The organism is Couchioplanes azureus (genome assembly GCF_014648355.1).
Taxonomy (GTDB): domain Bacteria; phylum Actinomycetota; class Actinomycetes; order Mycobacteriales; family Micromonosporaceae; genus Actinoplanes; species Actinoplanes azureus.
The window spans coordinates 195,674-218,643 of the sequence record NZ_BMQY01000010.1 but is presented as its reverse complement, the minus strand read 5'-3'; the positions used below and the strand labels follow the sequence as shown (position 1 = coordinate 218,643).

The following is a 22,970-nucleotide window of genomic DNA, read 5'->3' as shown; positions in this document are numbered from 1 at the left end:
CGGGTTGTCATACCTGTGTGAGACGCTAGTACCTCTGAAACCGAACGAGGGGAGACCGGTGCCCGTCACCGACCGCGCCCGCGAGCTCGCGTTGACGGCGGCCCAGGCCGCCGCCGACAAGAAGGCGCAGGACATCGTCGTCATCGACGTCGCCGAGCAGCTCTACATCACCGACGCGTTCGTCATCGCGTCGGCGTCCAACGAGCGGCAGGTGATCGCCATCGTCGACGCCGTCGAGGAAGCTCTGATCAACCTTCCGGAGAAGGCCAAGCCGGTCCGCCGGGAGGGCGAGCGGCAGGGCCGCTGGGTGCTGCTCGACTACGTCGACATCGTCGTGCACATCCAGCACGCCGAGGAGCGGGAGTTCTACGCCCTCGACCGGCTGTGGAAGGACTGCCCGACCATTCCGTTCGTCGACCGGGACATGGTCGAGGCCGACTCCTCCGGCGTGGCATGACCACCACCCGCCTCGTCGTCTGGCGGCACGGCAACACCGACTGGAACGCGGCCGGCCGCGTCCAGGGCCAGACCGACGTCCCGCTCAACGCCCTGGGCGAGCAGCAGGCCGTCGACGCGGCCGAGCTGCTCGTCCGGCTGCGCCCCGGCGCGCTCTTCTCCAGCGATCTGCGCCGTGCCGCGGACACTGCGGCCGCCCTCGCCGCCCTGACCGGCCTGTCCGTCCGGCGCGACGAACGGCTGCGCGAGCGCCACTTCGGCGCGTGGCAGGGCCTCACCATGGCCGAGGTCGCCGAGACCCGGCCCGAGGAGCACGCCGCCTGGAAGGCCGGCGCCGACGTGGTGGGCGGCGGCGTCGAGACCCTGGACGACCTCGCCAAGCGGGTGGGCGACGCCCTGCAGGCCGCGGTGGACGCCGTTCCGGCCGGGGGGACCGTCGTGGTGGCCACGCACGGCGGGGCCGCCCGCCACGGCGCCGGTCACCTGCTGGGCTGGCCCCGGGAGCAGCTGCGGACCCTGCGGGCCCTGCAGAACTGCCACTGGAGCGAGCTCAGCTACGACGACGCCCGGGGCTGGCAGCTCGCCGCCTACAACGTCGGCCCGTTCGCCGACCGGCCGGCCCCGTCGTCGCTGTGATCTTCCGTCCCCCCGTGGGAACGGATCACCGGCCGGTAGCGTCCAAGGCATCATGATCAGTCAACGCATGACCCTCGTTGCCACGACTCTTCTCGCGCTGTCCGTCGCGGGCTGCGCCAACGGAGCCGGCTCCGGCTCCGGGGCCCCGGCGGGCGCACCCGCCGCCGAGACCCCGTCGTCCGCGCCGGCCCCGTCCGCCCCCGCGGCGTCCGCGCCGTCTGCCACCACCGGCCAGGGATCGAGCGCGAAGCCGCCGGCCGCGGGCGGCAGCCGGACCATCTCCGGCAAGATCACCGCCGGTGTCGAGCCCAACTGCCTGCTGCTCGGCGACAACCTGCTGGTCTTCGACCAGGAGTCGCTGCGCGCCAAGGCCAAGGTGGGCGCCAGCGTCACCGTCACGGGCCGCTCCGAGGCCGGCATGATGACCACTTGTCAGCAGGGCACGCCGTTCATCGTCGCCACTATCCGCGCGAAATAGGCGACCATCAGTTACGGTGCCCGCATGCCCGTCGCGGTCGTCACCGACTCCACCGCGTACCTGCCGTCCGAGCTGGGCGGCACCTATGACCTGACCGTCGTGCCCCTCACCGTCGTCATCAACGGCGACGAAGGGCTCGAGGGGGAGGAGATCTCCCCGGCCGAGGTGGCCCGCGCGCTCGGCGCCCGGCGCTCCGCCGTCAGCACCTCACGGCCCGCCCCGGAGCAGTTCGCCCGCGCGTACCGCAAGGTGCTGGACGCCGGCGCCGACGGGATCGTCTCCGTGCACCTGTCCGCGAAGCTGTCCGGGACGTACGAGGCGGCCGCGCTGGCCGCCGCCGCCATCGGGCCCCAGATCGAGGTCGTGGACAGCCAGACGACCGGGATGGGGCTGGGCTTCGCGGCCCTGGCCGCGGCCACCGCGGCGGACCGGGGCGGCACGCTGGAATCCGTACGGCGGACGGCCGTCGAGCACGCCGCGCAGGTCAGCACGCTCTTCTACGTGGACACCCTGGAGTTCCTGCGGCGCGGCGGCCGCATCGGCGCCGCCTCCGCCCTGCTCGGCACCGCCCTGTCGGTGAAGCCCATCCTGCACGTGGTCGACGGCGCCATCGTCGTCCGCGACAAGGTCCGCACGGCCGGGCGAGCCCTCGCCCGGCTCGTGGACCTGGCGGTGGAGGCGTCCGGCACCGGCGAGGCCGACATCGCCGTCCACCACCTCGGCGCGAGCGACCGGGCGGCGGCGCTGGCGGACGCCGTCTCGGCCCGGCTCGGCGACCGGCTCCGCGACTGCTACATCACCGAGATCGGTGCGGTCGTCGCCGCACACGTCGGCCCCGGCCTCGCCGGCGTCGTGGTGCACCGCAGGACCTAGGGCCAGCGCTCGCCGCGCCAGCGTTCGGGTTCGAGTCCCTGGGCCGTGAGGTGCCCGCTGATCTCCGCCCACGGGCGCACGGTGTCGCCGCACTGCACCTCGTCGGCCCGGGGCAGCAGCGCCGGCCCGTCCGACGGCCACAGCGCGCGGGTCCGCCCGTCCGGCGTGATCAGCAGCTCGGCCGCGAGCGGCAGGCGCTCGGCCTGGCGGGCGTAGCCCCAGGAGGCGAGCACGGCCTCGGCCCGGCGTACACAGATCCACCAGGGCGTACCGGGCTGCGCGGAGTAGGGCACCGTGCGGCCGCGCTCGTCCGGGACGTACGCCATCGGGGAGATGGCCCGCGGCGAGCGCAGGAAGATCGCCTCGGCCCGGGCGAACAGCTCCGGCAGATGGTCGCTGCCGTCCGCGGTGACCAGCAGCGTGCCGCGCTCCGGAGCGAAGGCCACCGGGCGACCGCCGACCTGCCCGGCCAGGCCGGCGAGCCAGCCGTCGAGCAGCAGGTGCGAGGTCCAGTACGCGTCGCCGTCGTCGACGAACTGCACGACCACCGGCTCGTCGGCGGCGCCGAGCAGCTTGGCGCCCGTCAGGTTGGCCCGGGCGGCGGCGAAGACCTCGTCGTCGGTGACACCCCAGCCGTGGGCGGCGTTGACGTACGTCATGGTGTCGGGCTGGTCGACCACCACGTACTCGGCCAGGAACGGCCACGCGGGACGGTGCAGCGGCGTCGTGACGTCGGCCGGCGGGGTCACGCCCCGCACCACGGGACGCAGCAGCGGGCGCGCCTCGGCCCAGGTGGCGGGCAGGCCCGGCGCCCGCAGCACCCCGGCCACGAAGTCGGCGACGTGCCCGCGGCGGACCTCACCGAGCCGCAGCACGGTCGGCTCGTCGTCACCGGGACGGGTGAAGCGCACGGTGAAGGATGCGGAGTGGTAGCGGGCCTGCCGCACGCCGGCCCGCCGCAGCCGCCTGACGACCTGGCAGGCCAGGCGTGCACGGGCGACACTCCGCAACCAGCCCACGGCACTCGTGCCCTTCCGCGTGTCGGTGGGCGCCGACCCTATCTCCTCGCCGTGGTGACTGTCACGACCGTCGCCTCCAGGTCGTCGTCGGTGTGGATCGACGGGTGCAGGCCTGCCGCCCGTACCGCCGCGGTCGCGGGGTCGATCTGCTCCTCGGTGATCTCCGACAGCAGCAGGCCGCCGGGAGCCAGCCAGCCGGCGGCCCCGGCGACCACGGCGCGGAAGACCTCCAGCCCGTCCTCGCCGCCGTCCAGGGCGGTGTGCGGCTCGTGCAGGCGGGCCTCGGCGGGCAGGAAGGGGATGTGCCGGGTGGCCACGTAGGGCACGTTCGCGAGCAGGACGCCGATGCGGCCCCGCAGTCCGCCGGGCAGCGCGGCGAAGAGATCTCCCTCATGGACACCCGCGCCGAGATTGTCGCGGGCGCAGGCGACGGCGGCGGGGTCGCTGTCCGCGGCGTGCAGCTCGACGCCGGGCACGCGGTGGCGCACGGCCAGGCCCAGGGCGCCCGACCCGCAGCAGAGGTCGACGACGACGGTGCCGGGGACGGCGCGGGCGGCGGCCAGCCGGACCAGCAGCTCGCTGCGGACCCGGGGGACGAAGACGCCGGGGCGCAGCCGGACCCGCACTCCGCAGAAGTCGGCGTACCCGACGACCTGTTCGAGGGGCTCGCCGCCGGCGCGGCGGCGTACCGCCTCGGCCAGGGCGGCGGCGTCCGGGACGGCCTCCGCGAGCACCGCGGCCTCGTCCTCGGCGAAGACACAGCCCGCGGCGCGCAGCCGGGTGACCGCCTCGGCCAGCTCGGCCGGTAGCACAGACTTCATCGGACTCCCGGGTTTTCCACAATGCGCCGCCGTCCACAGACGGCGGCGCGGACCATGATGGCGAAACCCTACGGTCGCGGCGTGCATGAGGAGAACAGCCCCGAGGATCCGGTACGCGCCAGGCTGAGAACGGTGCTGGCGGCATCTCCCGTGCCTTCGCCTTCCTCAGCTCTGTGGCGTTCGCCTTCGTCCGCTCCTTCGGGTTCGCCGTTGTCGGGCGCTTGCGCCTCGCCTTCGTCGGCCCCGTGCCCTTCGCCTCGGGAGTGGCCCGACGATGTGATCCTTGCCGGCGCGGCGCCGGAGCCGGCTGCCCCTGCGCCTGGTCCGGTGGAGGTCGATCTTGCCTGCCGGCCGCCCTGGAGCGGGGAGTCGGCGGGCGCCGAGACCGCGCTCGGCGGTGCCGGTGCCTTCGGAGAGGGCGCTCCGCGGCTCGGCCTCTTCGATCCCGGTCGGCGGGGTGTCCGGGCGCTTGCGGCCGTGGCGGTCGTGGTCGTGCTGATCGCGGCGGTGCTCGCCTGGCGCGCGCGGCCCCGCGTCGATCCGGCGGTCGCGCCGGTCGCCGCCGATTCCACCCTGGACGGGCCGGGAGCCGGTGGTGCGGTGGCCGCCACGTCCTCCGGGCCCGCCGAGGTGGTGGTGGCGGTCGGCGGCAAGGTGCACAGGCCGGGCCTGGTGCGGTTGGTGCCGGGCGCGCGGGTGGCCGACGCGGTGCGGGCCGCCGGCGGTGCCCGGCCGGGCGTCGACGTGGCGCCGCTCAACCTGGCCCGGAAGGTGGTGGACGGCGAGCTCATCATGGTGGGCGTCCCGCAGCCGCCGGGCGCCGCCCCGGCCGGTGCCGGCGTTTCCGCGGCGGCCGGTGGCCTCGTCAACCTCAACACCGCCACGCTGGCGGATCTGGACGCCCTCCCGGGCGTGGGCCCGGTGCTGGCCCAGCGCATCCTCGACGCGCGCGACGCCCAGGGCGGCTTCCGCGCCGTGACCGACCTCCGCAAGGTCGACGGCATCGGGGCGGCGCGCTACGAGCAGCTCAAGGACCTGGTGACCGTATGACGGCACCGGATCTGCGGCTCGCCGGGTTCGCCGTCGCGCTCTGGCTGGCGGCCCTCGCCGCGCTGCACCTGTCGTTCCGCGGCGGGCTCGGTGTCGCGGCCGTCGCCTTCCTGGCGGCCGCGGTGACACCTCTGCTGCGTTTCCGGCGGGCCGTGCGGTTCCTGACGGCATCCCTGCTGCTCGGGGCGGGATGCGGAGCCGCCGCGACGGCCGCACGGGTCGCGGTGCGCGAGGCCGGTCCGCTGGCCACTCTGGTCGCCGCCGGCGCCACCGTACGGGTGGAGCTGACCGTGCGCGACGACCCGCGCGCGATCGACGGCTCGCCGGGCCTGCCGCCGACCTATCTGGTGCCGGTGGACCTGACCGGCGTGCATCCCGAGGACGCCCCCTCGATGCGGTTGTCGGCCCGGGCCCTCGTGCTCGGTGCGGACCCGTCGTGGCGGCCCCTGCTGCCGGGCCAGCGGGCGTCGGCCACCGGGCGGCTGCTGGCGCTGCGGGGCGGTGACCTGCGGGCCGCCGTCGTGTCGGTCAAGGACCCGCCGAGCCTCATCGGCCGGTCGTCCCCCGCGCAGCGTGCGGCCGGCTTCCTGCGGGCCGGGCTGCAGCGTGCCTGCGCGCCGCTGCCGGACGACGTCGGCGGGCTGCTGCCGGGGCTGGTCGTCGGAGACACGAGCCGGATGGACCCCGCCCTCGAGGAGGACTTCCGCGCGACCGGCATGACGCATCTCAACGCCGTCAGCGGCGCCAACGTGGCGATCATCCTCGGCGTGGTGCTGTTCGCCGTCCGGTGGGCCCGCGCCGGACCCGTCGTCACCGCGCTGATCTGCGCCGCCGCCCTGGTGGGCTTCGTCATCCTCGCCCGCCCGTCGCCGAGTGTCGTGCGGGCCGCGGCGATGGGTGCGATCGGGCTGCTCGGCCTCGCCGCGGGACGGCCGCGCGCGGCGGTGTCCGCGCTGGCCGCCGCGGTCGCGGCGCTGGTCCTGGTGGATCCCGAGCTGGCCGGCGACGTCGGCTTCGCCCTCTCGGTGCTGGCGACGGCCGGGCTGCTGCTGATCGCACCGGTGTGGCGCGACGCGTTGCGGCGGCGCGGATGGCCGGTCGTGGCGGCCGATGCGCTGGCGGTTCCGGCCGGCGCCCAGGTCGCCTGCGGCCCCGTCGTGGCGGCGATCTCGGGCAGCGTGAGCCTGGTCGCCGTGCCGGCGAACCTCCTGGTCGTGCCGGCCATCGCCCCCGCGACGCTGCTGGGCGTCTCGGCCGCGGTGCTGTCGCCGGTCTGGCCGGCCGGCGCCGAGTTCGCGGCCTGGGCGGGACAGTGGCCAGCCCGGTGGCTCGTGCTCGTCGCCACGCACGGCGCCCGCGTGCCGGCCGGGGCGGTGCCCTGGCCGGGCGGCGTGGCCGGGGCGCTCCTGCTGGGTGCGCTCACCGTCGCGTTGCTGGTCGCGTCCCGCAGGCCGGTGGTGCGGCGGCTGGTCGCGGTCGTCGCGGCCGCGGCGATGCTGGGCGCCCTTCCCGTACGGCTGCTGGCATCCGGGTGGCCGCCGGCGCGCTGGATCGTGGTGACGTGCGACGTAGGTCAGGGCGACGCCGTGGTGCTGCCGGCGGGCGACGGCCGGGCGGTCGTGGTCGACGCCGGCCCCGAGCCGGGTGCGGTGGACCGCTGCCTGCGGCGGCTCGGCGTCCGCGAAGTGGCGCTTTTCGTCGTCAGCCACTTCCACGTCGACCACATCGGCGGCATCGCCGGGGTCTTCCGGGGCCGTACGGTCGCCGCGGTGGTCACCCCCGACTGGCCCGAGCCGCCGGGCGGTCGCGCCGCCGTCGCCGCCCAGGCCGCCGCCGCCCGGGTGCCGATGGCCGCGGTGCGCCCGGGCTGGACGTATGCGACAGGCGGCCTGGCGATGACCGTCATCGGGCCGCTCGAACCGTTGCACGGCACCAACTCGGACCCGAACAACAACTCCCTCGTGGTGCGGGCCCGGGTGGCCGGGCGGACGGTGCTGTTGCCGGGCGACGCCGAGACCGAGGAACAACAGGAACTGCTCCAGCGCCTCGGTCCCCGGGCGGTGCGTGCCGACGTGCTGAAGGTGGCGCACCACGGGAGTGCGTACCAGTCGCCCGAGTTCGTGGACGCCGTGGACCCGGCCGTGGCGCTGGTGTCGGTGGGACGCGGGAACGACTACGGACATCCCAATGCGGCGTTGCTGGCCCGGCTCGGGCGGGAGGGGGCGCGGGTGCTGCGTACGGACGAAGGCGGTGACCTGGCCGTCGTGCTGGCCGGCAACGGTCTCGCGGTCGCGGCCCGCGGCGACCCGGCGTGAGCTCGCTCACCACGGGCTCCCGCTGGTGTCACGTTCCCCGGTGGTGGTCCGTCCCTGATGCGACACACTGACAGCAGGGAGCGAGACGATGAAGGTTGCAGTCGCGGGCGGAACCGGCCTCACCGGCCGGCATGTGGTCGAGACCCTGTCCGCCGCCGGCCATGAGCCGGTGGTGCTGGCGCGCGGGCGTGGCGTCGACCTGGTGAGCGGCGCCGGGCTCGACGCGGCGCTGAACGGGGTGGACGTCACCATCGACGTCAGCAACGTGACGACGACGAGGCGCGCCGTCGCGGTCGGCTTCTTCGAGCGGGCGGGGCGCAACCTGCTGGCGGCGGCCGCGCGGGCGGGGGTGCGCCACCACGTCGTGCTGTCGATCGTCGGGATCGACCGGGTCAAGAGCGGCTACTACCAGGGCAAGCTGTGCCAGGAGGCGGTCGCCCGCGCCGGCGCGGTGCCGTGGAGCGTGCTGCGGGCGACCCAGTTCCACGAGTTCGCGGGCCAGTTGCTCGAGCGGGTGCCCGGGCCGGTCGCGGTCGTGCCGAAACTGACCGTGCAACCGATCGCGGTGCGCGAGGTCGCCGAGGCGCTCGTGGCGCTGGCCGGTGAGGAGCCGCGCGGAATGGCGGGAGACCTGGCCGGGCCCCGGGTGGAGTCGCTGGTCACGATGGCGCGGCGGCTCATCGCCGCGGGCGGCGCGCGGCGGCGGCCGGTGCTGCCGCTCTGGGTGCCGGGGCCGATGGGCAGGGGCCTGCTGCCGAGCGGGCCGGGAGCCCGCGGCGTGCAGACCTTCGACCAGTGGCTGGCGGAGCAGCGTCAGGATTCATGGTCGGCGGGGCGGTCGGAGTGACCCTGCCACGGCAAAGCCCGTGCCGCCCAGGCCGCCTACGACCGCGGACGCGACATCCGGACTCAGGGGGAGACGTCCCCGTGCGGGCCGACGGCCGGTTTCGGCGGGTCACCTCGTCGCCAGCAGGGCGTCGAGGTCGGTGGTGGCCTGAACGGTGTCGCGGAAGAGTACGGCTTGCATGCCGAACTCCCGGGCGCTCTGCACCAGGGCCGGCGCGTTGTCCACAAACACCGTCTCGCCCGGCGCGACGCCCATGCGCCGGCAGGCGAGCTCCCACAGCGCCGGATCCGGCTTGCTCATCCCCACCTCGTGCGAGTAGATCAGCTCGTCCACCAGGTCGCCGAAGCCGAACTCCCGATGCTCCCGCTCGCGCGCGCCGACGAAGCTGTTGCTCAGGATCCCCGTGCGGTACGCCGGGCGCAGCGCTCGGGCGTACGCGATCAGCTCGGTGTTCGGGACACCCAGATACTGCCGCCACATCTCGGCCATCACCGCGTCGACCTGCTCCCGGGTGAGCCCGAGCCGGTCGCGCATGGCCTTGTGCACCTCGTCCTCACTCACCCGGCCCAGCGCGCCGGCCGCCCACACGTCGGCCATGGCGGCGCCGATCGCCCCGTCGGCCAGGCCGAGCTCGGCCTCCCACCGCCGGTCGAAGTCCATCGGTTCGACCAGCGCCAGCACACCTCCGACATCGAAAACCACCGCACGAATCACCATGATCAAAAGCGTAGGGAGGAACGGCGGAGCGCTTCCATACGCAATGCTGCGTAGTGAGCGGTTCCCTTCACGGCGTGCATACGGAGCGACGCGCTCCGCAACGCCGGATATCCGAGTACCCATGGCGGCTCGATCGGCGGAAGGTTTTGCCGGCCAACCTCCGGCGTCTTCCCGGCCTCGGTGTCGTGGCACGCATGACTAGTTCGATCGGACGGAGAGTTCCGCCAGCCGTCGTGCGGCGTATTCCGGTTCCGGTACCCCGCAGGTCGCGGCTTCCCATGCCACGCCGGCGGTGGCCAGAGTCTGCTGCCAGGCGGCGCGCACGGCTCGTACCGCTTCCGGCGGCATGGCGTCCAAACGGACGTCACCGCCACGGTCGAGATCCAGCAACTGCCGGGCCGAGGCAAATCCCGGGCCCTGTGGCCACCCGACAGTCAACTCGTGCACGGTCGCCAGCGCATCGATCACCGCTGCCGGTCCGGCCTGTCCCGAGGCCGCCTGCCGTCGACGAACTCGTGGACCTGCACACCATCCACGTGCCTGCGTCCATCGTCGGTGGCTACCAGACGGGGGACGCCGATGCCGTGACTCGCGAGGTGGTTCAGCAGATCCAGTTCCCACTCCAGGGCGGCCAGGGAACGAGCAGACCGGCGTACGACCACCCGTCGCCCACCGCGACGCGCGAGGACGACCTCGTTGCGGGCTCCGCCCGCCAGACGCTCCACCAACTCGATGCCCGACCAGGCGGCGACCGACTCCGAACTCAACGCCACCATCTGATCATGCCGTCGCGGGCGCTCACTCCGCTGACGGGTTACCGGCGGGCCTGCCAGCGGTGCCGGATGCCCCCTCGCGCACCGCCGAGTGTCAAGGCCGGTAGCTCCGAAGCTGTTCCGCGGTCCTCGCCCGTAGTGCCGTGTGCGCCCTCGGCGCCACGAGGCTCACAGCCGGCAGGCTCCGAAGTTGTTCCGCGGCCGTCACTCGTAGCGCCGCGCCGCGGACTGGCGGGCGCGCTGCTGGTGGTCGTCCACCTGGCTGCTCGCCCACTGCTGCACCGTGCGCGGGCTCTGGAACATGCCAGGTTCGTCGATGGCGGCCCCGGACGCGTGCAGCGGACCCCCGACCCCGTCCATAGCCGCCGGGTCGACGACGAAGCCTTCCGCCCCGATCGGCGGTCCGGCCGGACGCTGCTGTTCGCCGTCGCGCACCGCCCATCGCTCCCCACCACCGTGCGGGAACGGCTCTCCACCACCGTGCGGGAACGGCTCTCCACCACCGTGCGGGAACGGCTCTCCACCACCGTGCGGGAACGGCTCCCCGCCACCGTGCGGGAACGGGGCCGGGCTGTCACCCCTGAGCGAGCCCGCACCGTCGTGAGTGAACGACGCCGCCGGGTCACGGTCGAACGAGCTCGCGCCTTCACCGGCGAAACGGCCGGCGCCGTCAGGGCTGAAACGGCCGGCACTGTCCGGGGCGAAGCGGCCCGCGCTGCCGGGCGTGAAGCGGCCCGCACCGTCGGGCGTCAAGCGGTCTGTGCTGTCGGCTGTGAAGCGGTCCGCGCTGACGGGCGTGAAGCGGCCGGGGCTCTCCGGCGCCCACCGGTCTCCGGAGACGGGGGGTGCCACCGGACCGTCGGCCGGCACACGTTCGAACGTCCTCGTCGGACCCTCTCCGACACGCGTCGGCCGTCCGCCTTCCACCCGCCCGGCTGTCGGCAACCCGCCGGCTGGAGGCAACCCGGCATCCGAAGGCAGTCCGCCACCCATCGGTAGCCCAGCCGGTCGCGTCGGCGGCGCGGCACTGACGTTCGCGATCAGCGACTCGGGAATCCGCACCGTCTCCGCACCCCGGGATCCCGGCTCCCGCCCGCCGAACTCCGCACCGCTGCGCCCCCCGCCCCCGGAAGTGCGCACCTGCGGCCTCGTCAGCGCCCCGGCCACGACGTCGTTCAGCTTGACCATCGCCGCGACGGTCACCGGCAGCACCAGCACGCCCCACCAGCTGACGAGCTCCGCCAGGGCCAGCAGGATGCCGAGGGCGACCGCTCCCTCGAGGAAGACGAAGCAGAGGAAGCCGCTGGGCGCCAGATACTGCAGCCCCAGCATCCGCGCGTAGAGCGGCTGCTGCCGCACCTCGTCGCGGGACAGCCCGGCACGGCGGGACCGCGTCATCGGGCACCTCCGGACTGCCGAGCCTGGGCCACCGCGAAGACCGCCTGCTCCAGCGCGTAGCCCCGGTCCTCGGCACCGCCCTTGACCGCGGCGTTGCAGTCGGCGGCGGCGCGCATCGCGTCGACCAGGCCCTCGGGGGTCCAGCCGCGGCTGCGCTCCTGGGCCTTCTGGATCTTCCACGCGGGCATGCCGAGGGAGCTGGCCATCTGGTAGGGGTTGCCGCGCCCGGCGGACGCCACCCGGGCGACCGTGCGCACGCCGTCGGCGAGCGCGTCGGCGATCGGCACGGGGTCGACCCCGACGTGCAGGGCCCAGCGCAGGGCCTCCAGCGCCCCCGGCACGTCGCCGACCATCGCGGCATCGGCCACGGCGAACCCGCTCACCTCGGCCCGCCCCTTGTAGTAGCGGGCGACCACGGCGGCGCTGATCCTGCCGTCGGTATCGGCGAGCAGCTGCGAGCACGCGGCCGCTATCTCGCGCAAATCCGTGCCCACGGCCTGCAGCAACGCGGACGCGGCGGCCTCGTCGCACCGCCCGCCATGGCGCCGGAACTCGTCGCGCACGAACGCGATCCTCTCCCGGTCGCCCTTGAGCTTGACGGCGGGCACCACGGTCGCCCCCGCCGACTTCAGCCCGTCGGCGAACGCCTTGCCCTTGGCCGCGCCGAGGTGGGCGACGACGAGCGTCACGTCGGGATCGGGACTCTTCGCATAGGAAAGCAGGGCGGAAGCGAGATCCTTGCGCGCATCCTGCCCACCGCGCACGACCAGCACGCGCCGCCCGCCGAACAGCGAAGGGCTGAGCATCTCGGCCACCTCGCCGGCGCTGAGCTGACCCGCCTCGTACTCCCGGACGTCGGCCCCGGGATCCTGCTCCCGCGCCGCCTCGACCGTCGCGGTGATCGCACGCGCGGCAAGCAGCTCCTCGTCACCGAGAACGAGGACGACGGGGGCGGGAGGTGCGCTTTTCACGTACAGAATCTTTGCATGTCGGTCCGACACTTCCGCGAGCCTCACTCCTGCGCGCAGCTGTCTGATCATCGAACGCGAAACCAGACATATCGGTAGGCTGCCATGCCCGCCGCGTGCACAACCGCCTCGATCAGGAGGGACGGCGCCGCCACGCCGGGAACGTGATCCGACGCACATCCCGACCGATAGCCGGGGGTCGAACCAAACACAAGGCCTAATTCGGGCGTGTCGGGGGTGGGGCTTTTTATAAGTACGGGCACAGTCCGGTCCCGTGACACACGGCCCGGCACCTGCCGTCCCGACCCTGGTCACGCGCGCATCCGCCGGAGTCGGTGGTCCCGCGTGCGCTCCACGCCTTTCGCCGACATCACGCCAGCTCTTCTCCGCCACGGCGACCGGACACCGTCAGTGATCTAGTCGGCGAGGGCGGGAGCGGCCCCGCACCACCCCCCGGATTCCATCGCCAGCGGTATGACGCCGGGCCGCGCGCCGAACCGCGCCGAACCGTGCGGGGTGGAACCGCGCCAGGCCGTGCGGGGTGGTTTGGCGCCGGGCCGAACCGCGCCGCGTGGAACCGCGCCGAACCGCGCAGGGCGGAACCGCGCCAAGCCGTGCGGGGCCGCTTTGCACCAGGCGGCGCGGGGCGGCTTCGCGCCGGGCCGAACCGCGCCGAACCGCGCCGGGCCGAACCGCGCCGGGTCACGTCAGGCCGAACCGCGCCGGCCCATGCTGGGTGGAGGTTGGTACGCACTGGGTCACGTGGGGTCGCGTGACCCCTGGTCGCGGCGCGCCGCGCCGAGTCGCGTCGGGCCGTTCTTGGTGGCGTCGGCCCGTGCTGGGTCAGGCCGGGTGGGATCGGCCCGGGACGAGCTGTGTCGGTTGTTGCCGGCCCGTGCTGGTTGCGGTCGCGGCGGGCGGGCCGCTTCCGGCGGCCCGGGAGGTGGAAACAGCTCAGGCACCGCTGGACTCGGAGAGTCCGGCGGTGCCTGGAGAGCGATCTACGACCCGGTCGGGCCCCGGGGGCGCGACCGTGGTTGGTCAGTGATCAGGCAGACAGCGAGGCGACCCGCTTGGCGATGGCCGACTTGCGGTTCGCCGCCTGGTTCTTGTGGATGACGCCCTTGCTCACGGCCTTGTCGAGCTGACGCGAGGCGTCACGCAGCAGAGCGGTGGCCGTCTCGGTGTTGCCGGCCTCGCTCGCCTCGTGCAGCTTGCGGATCACGGTCTTCAGCGACGACTTGACCGACTTGTTGCGCAGCCGGGCCTTCTCGTTCTGCCGGTTGCGCTTGATCTGGGACTTGATGTTCGCCACGCGACAGCCTTGTCCTGACTAGTTCGGATGATGTACTCGGACGGTGGCGACGGACGGCAAGCAGCAGCGCGTCACCACACGCGACGAACCAATGTATCAGGCCTGATCGGGCCCGCCCAAATCGAGCAGTCCACGGGGCCGGTTCGTCCCGGGGAACGTTAGCGGGTCGCCGAGGACCTCCGCAGCGGGGTGGCCTCCGGGTGGGCGCAGCGGACGGTGGTCGGCCACTCCGGGCGGTGCATCTGGCCGCGGACCGAAGGTCGGGCGAACTCTCGGCGCATGAGGTGAAAGGCCGCGCGGCGCGGGGTGGGAGCCAGGCGACATTCTCGGCGGCGGCCAGGTCAGGCGGTGTTCTCGGCGGGTGGGTGCCAGGTGCGCCGGGTGGCCAGCCAGGCCAGGGCCTGTTCGCCGCTGAACCTCTGGTGCTGGCGGCTGTGCGGTGAGGCGGTGCTCGGCCTTCCGGCCGCGCGGGTCAGCCAGTAGCCGCTCAGCGCCGCCAGTGCCCCGTCCACGCCAGCCGTCGGGGCCGCCCAGGGTGTCAGCAGCCGGTCCGCGTCGAGCCCGCTGGCGTACGCCGTGACCAGCAGAGTCACCGCGTCGAACCAGGGTGCGCCCAGGCACGGCCAGGTCCAGTCGCACAGCCAGGCTTCCCCGTACGCGTCGATCATGACGTTGTCTATCCGCAGGTCGCCGTGGAGCATTCCGGGTCCGGCGACCAGTGCCGGCAGCCCCTGCTCGAGATCCGCCAGGTCGTCGAGGCGCTCGCGGACCCACCCGGGTGCCGGGGGAAGCGGGGCCCGGCCGGCCGCGATCTCCGACCACCAGGACAGCTCGCCTCTCACGATGTCGCTCAGCTGCGGCAGCCCCGGGGTCGTCGGCCGGGACAGAGCCGCGGCAGCCGTGTGCCACGCCCGCAGTGCCGCCGCGAGGTCGTCCGGTTGCCAGGGGAGTCCGGGTACGCGTCCGTCGAGCGCTTGCATGCACAGCACGTAGTGACCTTCCGCCGTCAGCGTCCAGCGGGGCCGTGGTGCCCGTACGCCGGGAGGCAGCGCGGATGTGACGGCCGCCTCACGGGCGTAGGCATCGGCATCGGGGTGGTCCAGGGGAGCCGCCTTGAGGAACGCGCGGTCGCCGGCCGAGGTCTCCACGACGGCCGCGAAAGCCCTGGTGAAGCCCCCGCCTGCGGTGGCCGAGGCGGTCACCCGGGCGCCGAGCCGGGCCTCGATCGCCGCCCGCAGGGCCAACGGCAGATCCCCCCAATCCGGGCGTACGGCGGTAGCACCGTAGGCGACCTCGGGCAGCGATATCGGACGCATGCCCCCATCCTGCCTCCCCGCTTTTGTCGTACCCGGCTGGCAGGCTGTCGCCCATGAGAACGGACGACTTCTGGGCGGTCATCGACCGGGCGACCGCCGACCGGCCGGGTTCGCCCGGCGAGGTGGCGAAGCGGGCGGCCGCCGATCTGGCCGGGCGCGACCCCGCCGAGATCGTGGCCTGGGCCCGCCACCTCGACAAGGTGATGGCCGCCTCCGGCAAGGAGGATCTGTGGGCGGCGGCCTACCTCGTCAACGGCGGCTGCTCGGACGACGGGTTCGACCACTTCCGCGGATGGCTGATCGCCAACGGCCGCGAGGTCCTGGCCCGGGCCGTCCGCGACCCCGACTCCCTCGCCGACCTGCCCTCGGTTCGCGCCGCGGCGGCGACCGGCGCGGTGTTCGAGGCGGAGGAGGTGCTGACGATCGCCCAGGTCGCCCACCGGGAAGCGACGGGCGACGAGCTGCCGCCCGCCGAGGCCGCCCCGAACCGCCCGGACGCCTCCATGCTCTGGGACTTCGACGACGAAGAAGAGATGCGCCGCCGCCTGCCCCGCCTGTCCTCTCTCTTCCTCGAGCCCCCGGACTGAGCGACTCTGCTGTCTGGTTCCTCCGGGTTGGAGTGACTCGCCCCCTCCCGGTGCTGCGGGCGAGGGTGACGACGCCGGGAACGAATGGGGAAGATCGACGCCATGAGCACCCTTCGACAGGTCACGCCATGAGCACTCCTCGGCAGAACCCTGCGTCTCTGCGGGGCGCGGTTGTCGCGGTGAGCCGCAACGACGCCTATTCCTTCGGCAAGCCTCGGCGTGACGCGATCGAGCTGGTCACCGGTCTCGGCGTGCGTGACGACATCCACGCCGGCGTCACCGTGCGGCACCGCAGCCGGGTCGCCGCGGATCCGGCCCAGCCGAACCTGCGGCAGGTCCACCTCATCCACGCCGAGCTGCACGACGAGCTGCGGACCGTCGGCTACGACGTTGCCCCGGGCGCGCTGGGGGAGAACGTCACGACGATGGGGCTCGACCTCCTGTCGCTCCCGTGTGGAACGGTTCTGCGCTTCGGGCGCCCGCCTTCGGAGCCGTTTGCACCGTCCAGCAGCGGCACGAACGGCACCGGCCCGGCGGGGAGGGGCGGCCCGGGTGACGCAGGCGACGTTGTCGCCGTCGCCCGGCGGGCTTCGCTTGATCCGGCTACCGAGGGTGCCGTCGCGGTGCTTGCGGCTGTCGTCGCGGCCGAGGGTTCGCGGGATGGGACGGCCGACCCGCGGCCCGCCGTCGTCGTCACGGGGTTGCGTAATCCCTGTCAGCAGATCAACGGCTTCCGGGCGGGGCTGCTCAAGCAGGTGCTCGGCAAGGATGCGGACGGCAACCTGGTGCGCAAGGCCGGTGTCATGGCCGTCGTGCTGCGCGGTGGGACGGTTCGGCCGGGCGACGCCATCACCGTCGAGTTGCCGACCGTGGTCGCCCATCGGGCGCTGGATCGGGTCTGACCGATCAGGCCCCGGCTCTGCGGGCCCTCGGCTTTGCGGGCCCTCGGCTTTGCGGGCCCTCGGCTTTGCGGGCCCTCGGCTTTGCAGGCCCCGGCTTTGCGGGCCCCGGCGGAAGGAGCTGAGGGGCAGGGCGCGGTTCACATGCGCCGGCCCCGGGGCGAGGTGGGCTGAGGAGGTAGGTCGGCGGGAGCGGCCGCGCGTTCCGGTTGCCGTCGAGGGCGATTCGTGCGGCGGTCTGCTGGGCGGGCCGGGTTCTCGCCGAGCCGGGGAGGCCGGAGGATCGGGTCTTGTCCGGGGTGGGTTCGCGGCGTGGGACGATAGGAGGGCCGGACCTCGTGCCGGTTGCCAGTCGGCAGATCTGACCTGCTTGAACAGAACGGACGAACGTGCCTGGACCGCTCGACCCCGGCGTGAACATCATCGGAGCGACCGATCCGGGTCGCATCCGCAACTTCTGCATCATCGCCCACATCGACCACGGCAAGTCGACCCTGGCCGACCGGATGCTGCAGATCACCGGCGTGGTCGACCCACGGCAGATGCGGGCGCAGTATCTCGACCGCATGGACATCGAGCGTGAGCGCGGCATCACGATCAAGAGCCAGGCCGTGCGCATGCCCTGGGTCGTTCGCGCCGGCGAGCAGCAGGGTCAGTCCGCGGTCCTCAACATGATCGACACTCCCGGGCACGTCGACTTCACGTACGAGGTGTCCCGCAGTCTGGCCGCCTGTGAGGGCGCGGTGCTGCTGGTCGACGCGGCGCAGGGGATCGAGGCGCAGACCCTGGCCAACCTGTACCTGGCCATGGAGAACGATCTGCACATCATTCCCGTGCTGAACAAGATCGATCTGCCGGCCGCCCAGCCCGAGAAGTACGCCGAGGAGCTCGCCAAGCTGATCGGGTGCGAGCCCGGCGACGTGCTGAAGGTCTCCGGCAAGACCGGCGAGGGCGTCGAGCACCTGCTCGACGAGATCGTGCGGCAGTTCCAGCCGCCGGTCGGCGAGGCCGACGCGCCCGCGCGAGCGATGATCTTCGACTCCGTGTACGACGTGTACCGCGGCGTCGTCACCTATGTGCGGGTCGTCGACGGGCGGATCGAGGCCCGGGACCGGATCAAGATGATGTCGACCGGGGCCGTGCACGAGCTGCTCGAGATCGGGGTCGTCTCTCCGGAGATGGAGAAGGCCGGCGCGCTCGGGGTCGGTGAGGTCGGCTACCTCATCACCGGCGTGAAGGACGTGCGGCAGTCGCGGGTCGGCGACACCGTCACCGGCAACGGCCGGCCGGCTCGGGAGCCGCTCGGCGGGTACAAGGACCCGAAGCCGATGGTGTACTCCGGGCTGTACCCGATCGACGGCTCCGACTATCCGGCCCTGCGCGACGCGCTCGACAAGCTCAAGCTCAACGATGCCGCGCTCACCTACGAGCCGGAGACCTCCGCGGCGCTCGGGTTCGGGTTCCGGTGCGGCTTCCTCGGGCTGCTGCACCTGGAGATCATCGGCGAGCGCCTGGAGCGGGAGTTCAACCTCGACCTGATCTCCACCGCGCCGAACGTGGTCTATCAGGTGATCACCGAGGACATGCAGGAGCACGTCGTCACCAACCCGAGCGAGTTCCCGAACGGCAAGATCGCCGAGATCCACGAGCCGGTGGTACGGGCCACGGTGCTGGTGCCCAACGAGTACGTGGGCGCCGTCATGGAGCTGTGCCAGAGCCGCCGCGGCCACCTGCTCGGCATGGAGTACCTGTCCTCCGAGCGGGTCGAGCTGCGCTACACCCTGCCGCTCGCGGAGATCATTTTCGACTTCTTCGACCAGCTCAAGAGCAAGACCAAGGGGTACGCGTCCCTCGACTACGAGCCCTCCGGCGAGCAGGTGGCCGACCTGGTGAAGGTGGACATCCTGCTGCACGGCGAGCCGGTGGACGCGTTCAGCGCCATCGTGCACAAGGACAAGGCCTACAACTACGGGGTCACGATCGCGTCCAAGCTGCAGAAGCTGATCCCGCGGCAGCAGTTCGAGGTTCCCATCCAGGCGGCGATCGGCAGCCGGATCATCGCCCGGGAGACGATCCGCGCCATCCGCAAGGACGTGCTCGCCAAGTGCTACGGCGGTGACATCAGCCGCAAGCGCAAGCTGCTCGAGAAGCAGAAGGAAGGCAAGAAGCGGATGAAGATGGTCGGCCGGGTGGAGGTGCCCCAGGAGGCCTTCATCGCCGCGCTGTCGACCTCGGACGGCCCCGACACCAAGGGTGGCGGCAAGAAGTAGCCTGGCTCGGCGCAACCAAGCCGGCGGCGTCGCGGATCACGGATTCGCGGCGCCGCCGGCGTCTGCGGGTAGGGCTTCGGTCGGCGAGAGCGGAATCCCGTCCGGGCCGGGGGCCCGGTGCGTGGTCCGAGGGGGTGGATTCCACCCGGCGGGCAGGAAAGCGCCGCGAACCTCGTAAAGGGCCTTGAACTGCGCGGACGGCGTTGTGGCGGCCTTGGTGGCAGGGACTGGCTGAAAGGTTCCTGGCAATTCGGCGGTTTGATTTTTCGGGACCTCGGGAACTCTGCGGTGCGACGGACGCAACGAATGCACCACCCCCGAGGAGGTATTCCATGACTGTCACCGGCATCATCACCGCGCTCATCGTCGGCCTCATCATCGGCGCCCTGGGCCGCCTGGTCGTACCGGGCAAGCAGAACATTCCGATCTGGCTGACGATGGTCATCGGCGTCGTGGCGGCGCTGCTGGGCACCGTGATCGCCCGTGCCATCGGTGTGGCCGACACCAGCGGGGTCGACTGGACCGAGCTGCTGTTCCAGGTCGTCCTCGCCGCGCTGGGTGTGGCGCTGGTCGTCGGCATCGGCGGTCGTCGCGGCTACAGCCGCCGCTGACCTCGGGCCCCTCGGGGGCTTGGAGGAACCGCACCACCAGCAGACGCCGGGTCCTCAGGGACCCGGCGTCTCGGGTATGCGCCGGGAAAGCAGGCGCCACTTCTCAATACCGGAACTTGTGCTGCGCGCTGCGGCGGTTCACCCAGGCCGGGAGGGCGTCGACGTGCTCCAGGTGGGGCATCCGCTCGACCGGGTCGTGGGCCCGGGTCACGTCGCGGACGGTCACCACGAAGCCCTGGACGAGGCGGTCCCCGCGCAGGTCGCGGTAGGTGGCCTCGACGAGGATCTGGGTGTCGTCGGGGCGGCGCAGGGCGCAGTAGAGCACGCCGTCGCCGTCCTCTCGGAGGGCGCGGCGGACGTGGCTGGTGTCGTCCGGGTGGACCAGATCCGGCAGCGTCGCGAACGGCGGGAGCTCGTCGATGCCCATCAGGTCGTGCAGGGCGGGGCTGGCGTACCGGATGACCTGGTCGTCGTCCACCACCAGCATGATGTCTGCGGTGTTGCGGATGACCGCGCGCAGGTAGAGGTCGCTGTCGCGGCGGCCGACCGCGTCGACCAGGCTGATGCGGTCCAGGGCCAGGGCCGCCTGGCCGGCGAGGACCTCGAGGGCGTCGCGGCTGGCGGCCAGGACGTCGCGGCGGCCCTCGAGGACCAGGGCGCCGCCGCTGGGGCGGGCCACCGCCAGGGGTTCGAGCCAGAGCGGGCACACCAGCGTGCCGTCGCCGGCGTCATCTCGCGCCCGGGAGCCGGTCCGGGCGCCGGAGCCGGCCGGGGAACGGGACGGGTCGAGCCACCAGCTGCGCGGGCGGGGGCCGCTCGGCGCCGGGGGGAAGGCCTCCAGGGCGAGCTCGCGGTCGTCGGTCGCGAACACCACCCGCGTCAGGTCGTTCGGGTGCAGGAGCTGGGTCACCGCCCCGCGGACCGCGCGGTCGACGGCGACCTCGTCCGCCGCGGCGACCAGGGCCGCGCTGGCCTCGCGCAGCGCTCGTTCGCGGACCAGGGCGTGGCTGTTGAGCGTCACCGAGTCGGCGAGGCGGGTGATCGTCAGCACCAGGGTGAGGGCGGAGGCCACCGCGATGACCACGCCGTCGGTCACCGTGCCCGACACCGCCTCGACCATCAGGACCAGCGGCGGCGTGGCGACCGACACTCCCAGCAGCGCCGCCCAGCGACCCTGCCACGGGGCCGGGTGGGTCGGGATCGGGGTGGTCAGGCGGACCATGGACGGGTGCAGGGCGGCCGCGCCCCACGCGACGTAGAGCACCATGTAGCCGATCTCGCTCGGCCACCCTGGGGCCAGGCCGTACGCGACGTCGCTGACGAGCAGGCCGATCGCGCCCGTGCAGAGCAGCAGCGCGGACCAGTTCAACCAGGCGGCCGCCGCCAGCCGGACGGTGACGCCGATGAGCAGCAGCGCGCCGATCACGTCGGTCGCGGAGAGGGCGGCGAACCGGCCGCTGTCGCCGATCAGGAAGACCCATCCGACGAGCAGGGCCGCGCAGGCGGCCGCGAGCAGGTCGATGAGCCGCGCGCGACTCATGAGCAGGGCGCCTCTGCGGGTGAACTGCAGCAGTGCCAGCGCCACGAAGACGAACATCGTCAGGTAGCAGATCGCCGCGGCGTCGCGCGCGGCCAGCGCGTAACAGACGTCACCGACGGCGAGGCAGGTGATCGACGCGGCGAGCAGGAGCCAGGGTGCGAGGCGGGCCGGCCGGTGCCGGCTCAGCCCGACGGCGAAGGCTCCGACGCTCGCGGCTCCGAAGAGGATCCATTCCAGGGCTTGGAGCACGGAAGTAACTAGTACCAGGACGGTCGCTGTCTGTCCATGTCGATGTATACGCAGCGCTATGGACGGGACTGCTGTCCGCGACGACGCCGAGCGGGGTGGAGCCTCGCGAATACCCGGATGGACCGGACGTCGCCCCAGGTCAGCGGAAGACCTCGGCCACCACCGTGCCGCTGGCCACCCGGCGGTCACCGGTTACGGGCTGCCACTTTCCGTCCGGCGCCGTCCATTCGCGATCGGCGAAACGTACCCGTTCGAGGCCGGTGGATTCGGCGTGCGAGACCAGCCAGTGCGCGTAGCGCCAGCCCGAACTCGGGTCCTCGACGGCGACGGTGAGGTCCGTCGCCGTCGTCGCCGGGACGCCCCAGTCCAGGGCGAAGCCCTCCGCCAGGGCGGCCGCCGCGGCGGCGCCGCGCAGCGCGGGCTTGCCGCTGACCGTGCACTCGACGGCGCCGGTGGCCCGCCCGGTGAGCGCCCGGGCGAGCACCTCGGACTCGTCGGCCCACTTCTCGTACGCGTTCGGGAACGCCGACCGCTGCACCTTCTGTGCCGCGTCCGTCACCCGCATCTCGTCCCAGCCCTTGACCTTCTTGAGCGCGGAGTAGAACTTGTCCGCCGCGTACCGGGGGTCCTGGATCTTCTCCGGGGTGCCCCACCCCTGGCTGGGCCGCTGCTGGAAGAGGCCGACCGAGTCACGGTCGCCGGTCTCCAGGTTCTCCAGCTTGGACTCCTGGAAGGCCGTGGCCAGCGCCACCACGACGGCCCGCTCGGGCAGCTTGTGCCGCATGCCCACGGCCGAGATCGTCGCCGCGTTCGCCATCTGCACCGAGTCGAGGGCCACCTCGCCGTCGGCCCGGACCGTGCACTCCGGCCCGAGCCGCGGCATCTTGAGACCGCCGGTGAAGGACTTGCCGGCGAAGAACAGGCCGAGCGCACCGAGAAGGATGACCACCACGGCCACCGCGACCGGCTTCCGCTTCACCGCTGCCTCCCTCGTCGTTCGGACGACAAGCGTAGACAACGACCGCTCGCCGCTTACGTGACCGGCACCCAGCTCGCCGGGCGCTTCTCGCGGAAGGCCGTCACCCCTTCGCGTCCCTCGTCGGACTTGAAGTATGCCGCCGAGCGCTCGGAGAGCTCGGCGAGATCGGCGCGGATGGACCCGCCCGGGGGGCGGCGCAGCAGCTGCTTGGTGCCGGCCAGCGCGAGCGGGCCGCCCTTGACCAGGGAATCGCAGTACGCGCGCACGGCCGCGTCCAGCCCGTCGGCCTCGACCGCGGCGGTGACCAGGCCGATCTGCTCCGCCCGGGCGCCGTCGAACACGTTGCCGGTCAGATACAGCTCGGCGGCGGCCCGGGGCGCCAGCCGCGGCAGCACCGTGGCGCTGATCACGGACGGGATCACGCCGAGCCGAACCTCGGAGAAGGCGAACGTGGCGTCGCGGGTGCACACGGCGATGTCGGCGGCGGCGACCAGGCCGAGCCCGCCGGCCCGGGCCGGGCCGCCGACCCGGGCCACCACGGGCTTCGGGAACTCCCAGATCGCCGCGAGCACGTCGGCGAGCAGTTCGGCCGGCACCCGGCCGTTCTCCCGGGCCTCGGCGGTCTCCTTCAGGTCGGCGCCGGAGCAGAACACCGGGCCGGTGTGCGAGATCACCACCGCCCGGACGGCGGCGTCGGTCAGCGCGGCGCTGAGGCCGTTGAGCAGATCGGTCATGAGCTGGGAGGACAGCGCATTGCGATTCGAGGGGCTGTCCAGCGTCAGGGTGGTAACCCCGGCGTCGGTGACGGTACGGACCAGAGCCATGACCGAACCCTAACGGTGTCCGTGCACAC

Annotated in this window: 22 protein-coding genes and 1 pseudogene; 11 read left to right on the top strand and 12 right to left on the bottom strand. The window is 73.1% G+C overall.

Annotated elements, in window-relative coordinates; all coding sequences use genetic code 11:
* The first annotated feature begins 58 nt into the window (after nt 1-58).
* Genes rsfS through IEY99_RS28910 form a run of 4 tightly spaced genes read left to right on the top strand, consistent with a single transcriptional unit; the run spans nt 59 to nt 2,443 of the window.
* Nucleotides 59-457 (top strand): ribosome silencing factor, encoded by a 399-nt coding sequence (gene rsfS / locus IEY99_RS28925; RefSeq protein WP_071807903.1) that lies wholly within the window; start codon nt 59-61, stop codon nt 455-457.
* Nucleotides 454-1,092, top strand: coding sequence for a histidine phosphatase family protein (locus tag IEY99_RS28920; protein WP_189207231.1), 639 nt, complete (start codon nt 454-456; stop codon nt 1,090-1,092). The genes rsfS and IEY99_RS28920 overlap by 4 nt, the downstream gene beginning before the upstream one ends.
* Before the next feature lie 52 nt (nt 1,093-1,144).
* Nucleotides 1,145-1,570, top strand: a complete 426-nt coding sequence (locus tag IEY99_RS28915) for a hypothetical protein (protein WP_194505980.1) — start codon at nt 1,145-1,147, stop codon at nt 1,568-1,570.
* Nucleotides 1,571-1,594: 24 nt separating this feature from the next.
* The gene (locus IEY99_RS28910; RefSeq protein ID WP_189207229.1) at nt 1,595-2,443 is read left to right on the top strand and encodes a DegV family protein; all 849 of its coding nucleotides are present in this window, start codon (nt 1,595-1,597) and stop codon (nt 2,441-2,443) included.
* On the opposite strand, the gene IEY99_RS28905 is transcribed toward IEY99_RS28910, so the two are convergent.
* Both IEY99_RS28905 and IEY99_RS28900 read right to left on the bottom strand, forming a co-directional pair.
* Nucleotides 2,440-3,462, bottom strand: a complete 1,023-nt coding sequence (locus tag IEY99_RS28905; RefSeq protein WP_189207228.1) for a DUF1444 domain-containing protein — start codon at nt 3,460-3,462, stop codon at nt 2,440-2,442. The two genes, IEY99_RS28910 and IEY99_RS28905, sit on opposite strands and share 4 nt — an antisense overlap.
* A gap of 38 nt (nt 3,463-3,500) precedes the next feature.
* On the bottom strand, nt 3,501-4,283 hold the full coding sequence (locus IEY99_RS28900) for a putative protein N(5)-glutamine methyltransferase (RefSeq protein ID WP_189207227.1): 783 nt from the start codon (nt 4,281-4,283) through the stop codon (nt 3,501-3,503).
* A gap of 327 nt (nt 4,284-4,610) precedes the next feature.
* Between IEY99_RS28900 and IEY99_RS28895 the strand changes: the two genes are divergently transcribed.
* The 3 genes from IEY99_RS28895 (at nt 4,611) to IEY99_RS28885 (ending at nt 8,495) form a co-directional block, all read left to right on the top strand.
* Nucleotides 4,611-5,333 carry a ComEA family DNA-binding protein gene (locus tag IEY99_RS28895; protein ID WP_229799343.1) on the top strand — a complete coding sequence of 241 codons (723 nt, stop codon included), beginning with the start codon at nt 4,611-4,613 and terminating at the stop codon, nt 5,331-5,333.
* Entirely contained in the window at nt 5,330-7,648 is a 2,319-nt protein-coding gene (locus IEY99_RS28890) for a ComEC/Rec2 family competence protein (RefSeq protein ID WP_189207226.1), read from the top strand. The genes IEY99_RS28895 and IEY99_RS28890 overlap by 4 nt, the downstream gene beginning before the upstream one ends.
* An 88-nt stretch (nt 7,649-7,736) precedes the next feature.
* Nucleotides 7,737-8,495, top strand: a complete 759-nt coding sequence (locus IEY99_RS28885) for an SDR family oxidoreductase (protein WP_189207225.1) — start codon at nt 7,737-7,739, stop codon at nt 8,493-8,495.
* A gap of 108 nt (nt 8,496-8,603) precedes the next feature.
* Here IEY99_RS28885 and IEY99_RS28880 read toward each other — a convergent pair whose 3' ends face one another.
* The 7 genes and pseudogenes from IEY99_RS28880 to IEY99_RS28850 all read right to left on the bottom strand — a co-directional run bounded on the left by IEY99_RS28880 (nt 8,604) and on the right by IEY99_RS28850 (nt 14,982).
* Nucleotides 8,604-9,212, bottom strand: coding sequence for an HAD family hydrolase (locus IEY99_RS28880; RefSeq protein WP_229799342.1), 609 nt, complete (start codon nt 9,210-9,212; stop codon nt 8,604-8,606).
* Nucleotides 9,213-9,410: 198 nt separating this feature from the next.
* Nucleotides 9,411-9,680 (bottom strand): hypothetical protein, encoded by a 270-nt coding sequence (locus IEY99_RS28875; RefSeq protein WP_189207224.1) that lies wholly within the window; start codon nt 9,678-9,680, stop codon nt 9,411-9,413.
* Nucleotides 9,677-9,985, bottom strand: a complete 309-nt coding sequence (locus tag IEY99_RS28870) for a phosphotransferase (protein ID WP_189207223.1) — start codon at nt 9,983-9,985, stop codon at nt 9,677-9,679. The genes IEY99_RS28875 and IEY99_RS28870 overlap by 4 nt, the downstream gene beginning before the upstream one ends.
* A gap of 1,146 nt (nt 9,986-11,131) precedes the next feature.
* Nucleotides 11,132-11,383: pseudogene (locus tag IEY99_RS28865) on the bottom strand (hypothetical protein); the annotation flags it as partial.
* Nucleotides 11,380-12,354: a DNA polymerase III subunit delta gene (holA, locus tag IEY99_RS28860; protein WP_229799341.1), complete on the bottom strand. Its 975-nt coding sequence runs from the start codon at nt 12,352-12,354 to the stop codon at nt 11,380-11,382. The pseudogene IEY99_RS28865 and the gene holA, both read right to left, overlap by 4 nt.
* A 1,045-nt stretch (nt 12,355-13,399) precedes the next feature.
* Nucleotides 13,400-13,666 (bottom strand): 30S ribosomal protein S20, encoded by a 267-nt coding sequence (gene rpsT / locus IEY99_RS28855; RefSeq protein WP_189207222.1) that lies wholly within the window; start codon nt 13,664-13,666, stop codon nt 13,400-13,402.
* Between the two features lie 341 nt (nt 13,667-14,007).
* Entirely contained in the window at nt 14,008-14,982 is a 975-nt protein-coding gene (locus IEY99_RS28850; protein WP_189207221.1) for a phosphotransferase family protein, read from the bottom strand.
* A 53-nt stretch (nt 14,983-15,035) separates the two neighbouring features.
* Here IEY99_RS28850 and IEY99_RS28845 point away from each other — a divergent pair, with 53 nt between their 5' ends.
* The 4 genes from IEY99_RS28845 to IEY99_RS28830 all read left to right on the top strand — a co-directional run bounded on the left by IEY99_RS28845 (nt 15,036) and on the right by IEY99_RS28830 (nt 19,349).
* Nucleotides 15,036-15,569, top strand: coding sequence for a DUF4240 domain-containing protein (locus tag IEY99_RS28845; RefSeq protein ID WP_189207220.1), 534 nt, complete (start codon nt 15,036-15,038; stop codon nt 15,567-15,569).
* 65 nt (nt 15,570-15,634) lie between these two features.
* Nucleotides 15,635-16,471 carry an MOSC domain-containing protein gene (locus IEY99_RS28840; protein WP_229799340.1) on the top strand — a complete coding sequence of 279 codons (837 nt, stop codon included), beginning with the start codon at nt 15,635-15,637 and terminating at the stop codon, nt 16,469-16,471.
* A gap of 386 nt (nt 16,472-16,857) precedes the next feature.
* The gene (gene lepA, locus IEY99_RS28835; RefSeq protein ID WP_189207219.1) at nt 16,858-18,738 is read left to right on the top strand and encodes a translation elongation factor 4; all 1,881 of its coding nucleotides are present in this window, start codon (nt 16,858-16,860) and stop codon (nt 18,736-18,738) included.
* Between the two features lie 332 nt (nt 18,739-19,070).
* Complete coding sequence (locus IEY99_RS28830; RefSeq protein ID WP_189207218.1) at nt 19,071-19,349, top strand: GlsB/YeaQ/YmgE family stress response membrane protein; 279 nt, start codon at nt 19,071-19,073, stop codon at nt 19,347-19,349.
* A 103-nt stretch (nt 19,350-19,452) separates the two neighbouring features.
* Here the strand turns inward: IEY99_RS28830 and IEY99_RS28825 are convergent, their stop codons facing one another.
* The 3 genes from IEY99_RS28825 to IEY99_RS28815 all read right to left on the bottom strand — a co-directional run bounded on the left by IEY99_RS28825 (nt 19,453) and on the right by IEY99_RS28815 (nt 22,941).
* Nucleotides 19,453-21,138, bottom strand: coding sequence for a PAS domain S-box protein (locus IEY99_RS28825; RefSeq protein ID WP_189207217.1), 1,686 nt, complete (start codon nt 21,136-21,138; stop codon nt 19,453-19,455).
* Nucleotides 21,139-21,277: 139 nt separating this feature from the next.
* On the bottom strand, nt 21,278-22,117 hold the full coding sequence (locus tag IEY99_RS28820; protein WP_189207216.1) for a hypothetical protein: 840 nt from the start codon (nt 22,115-22,117) through the stop codon (nt 21,278-21,280).
* Between the two features lie 53 nt (nt 22,118-22,170).
* Nucleotides 22,171-22,941, bottom strand: coding sequence for an enoyl-CoA hydratase-related protein (locus tag IEY99_RS28815; protein WP_189207215.1), 771 nt, complete (start codon nt 22,939-22,941; stop codon nt 22,171-22,173).
* Nucleotides 22,942-22,970 lie beyond the last annotated feature (29 nt).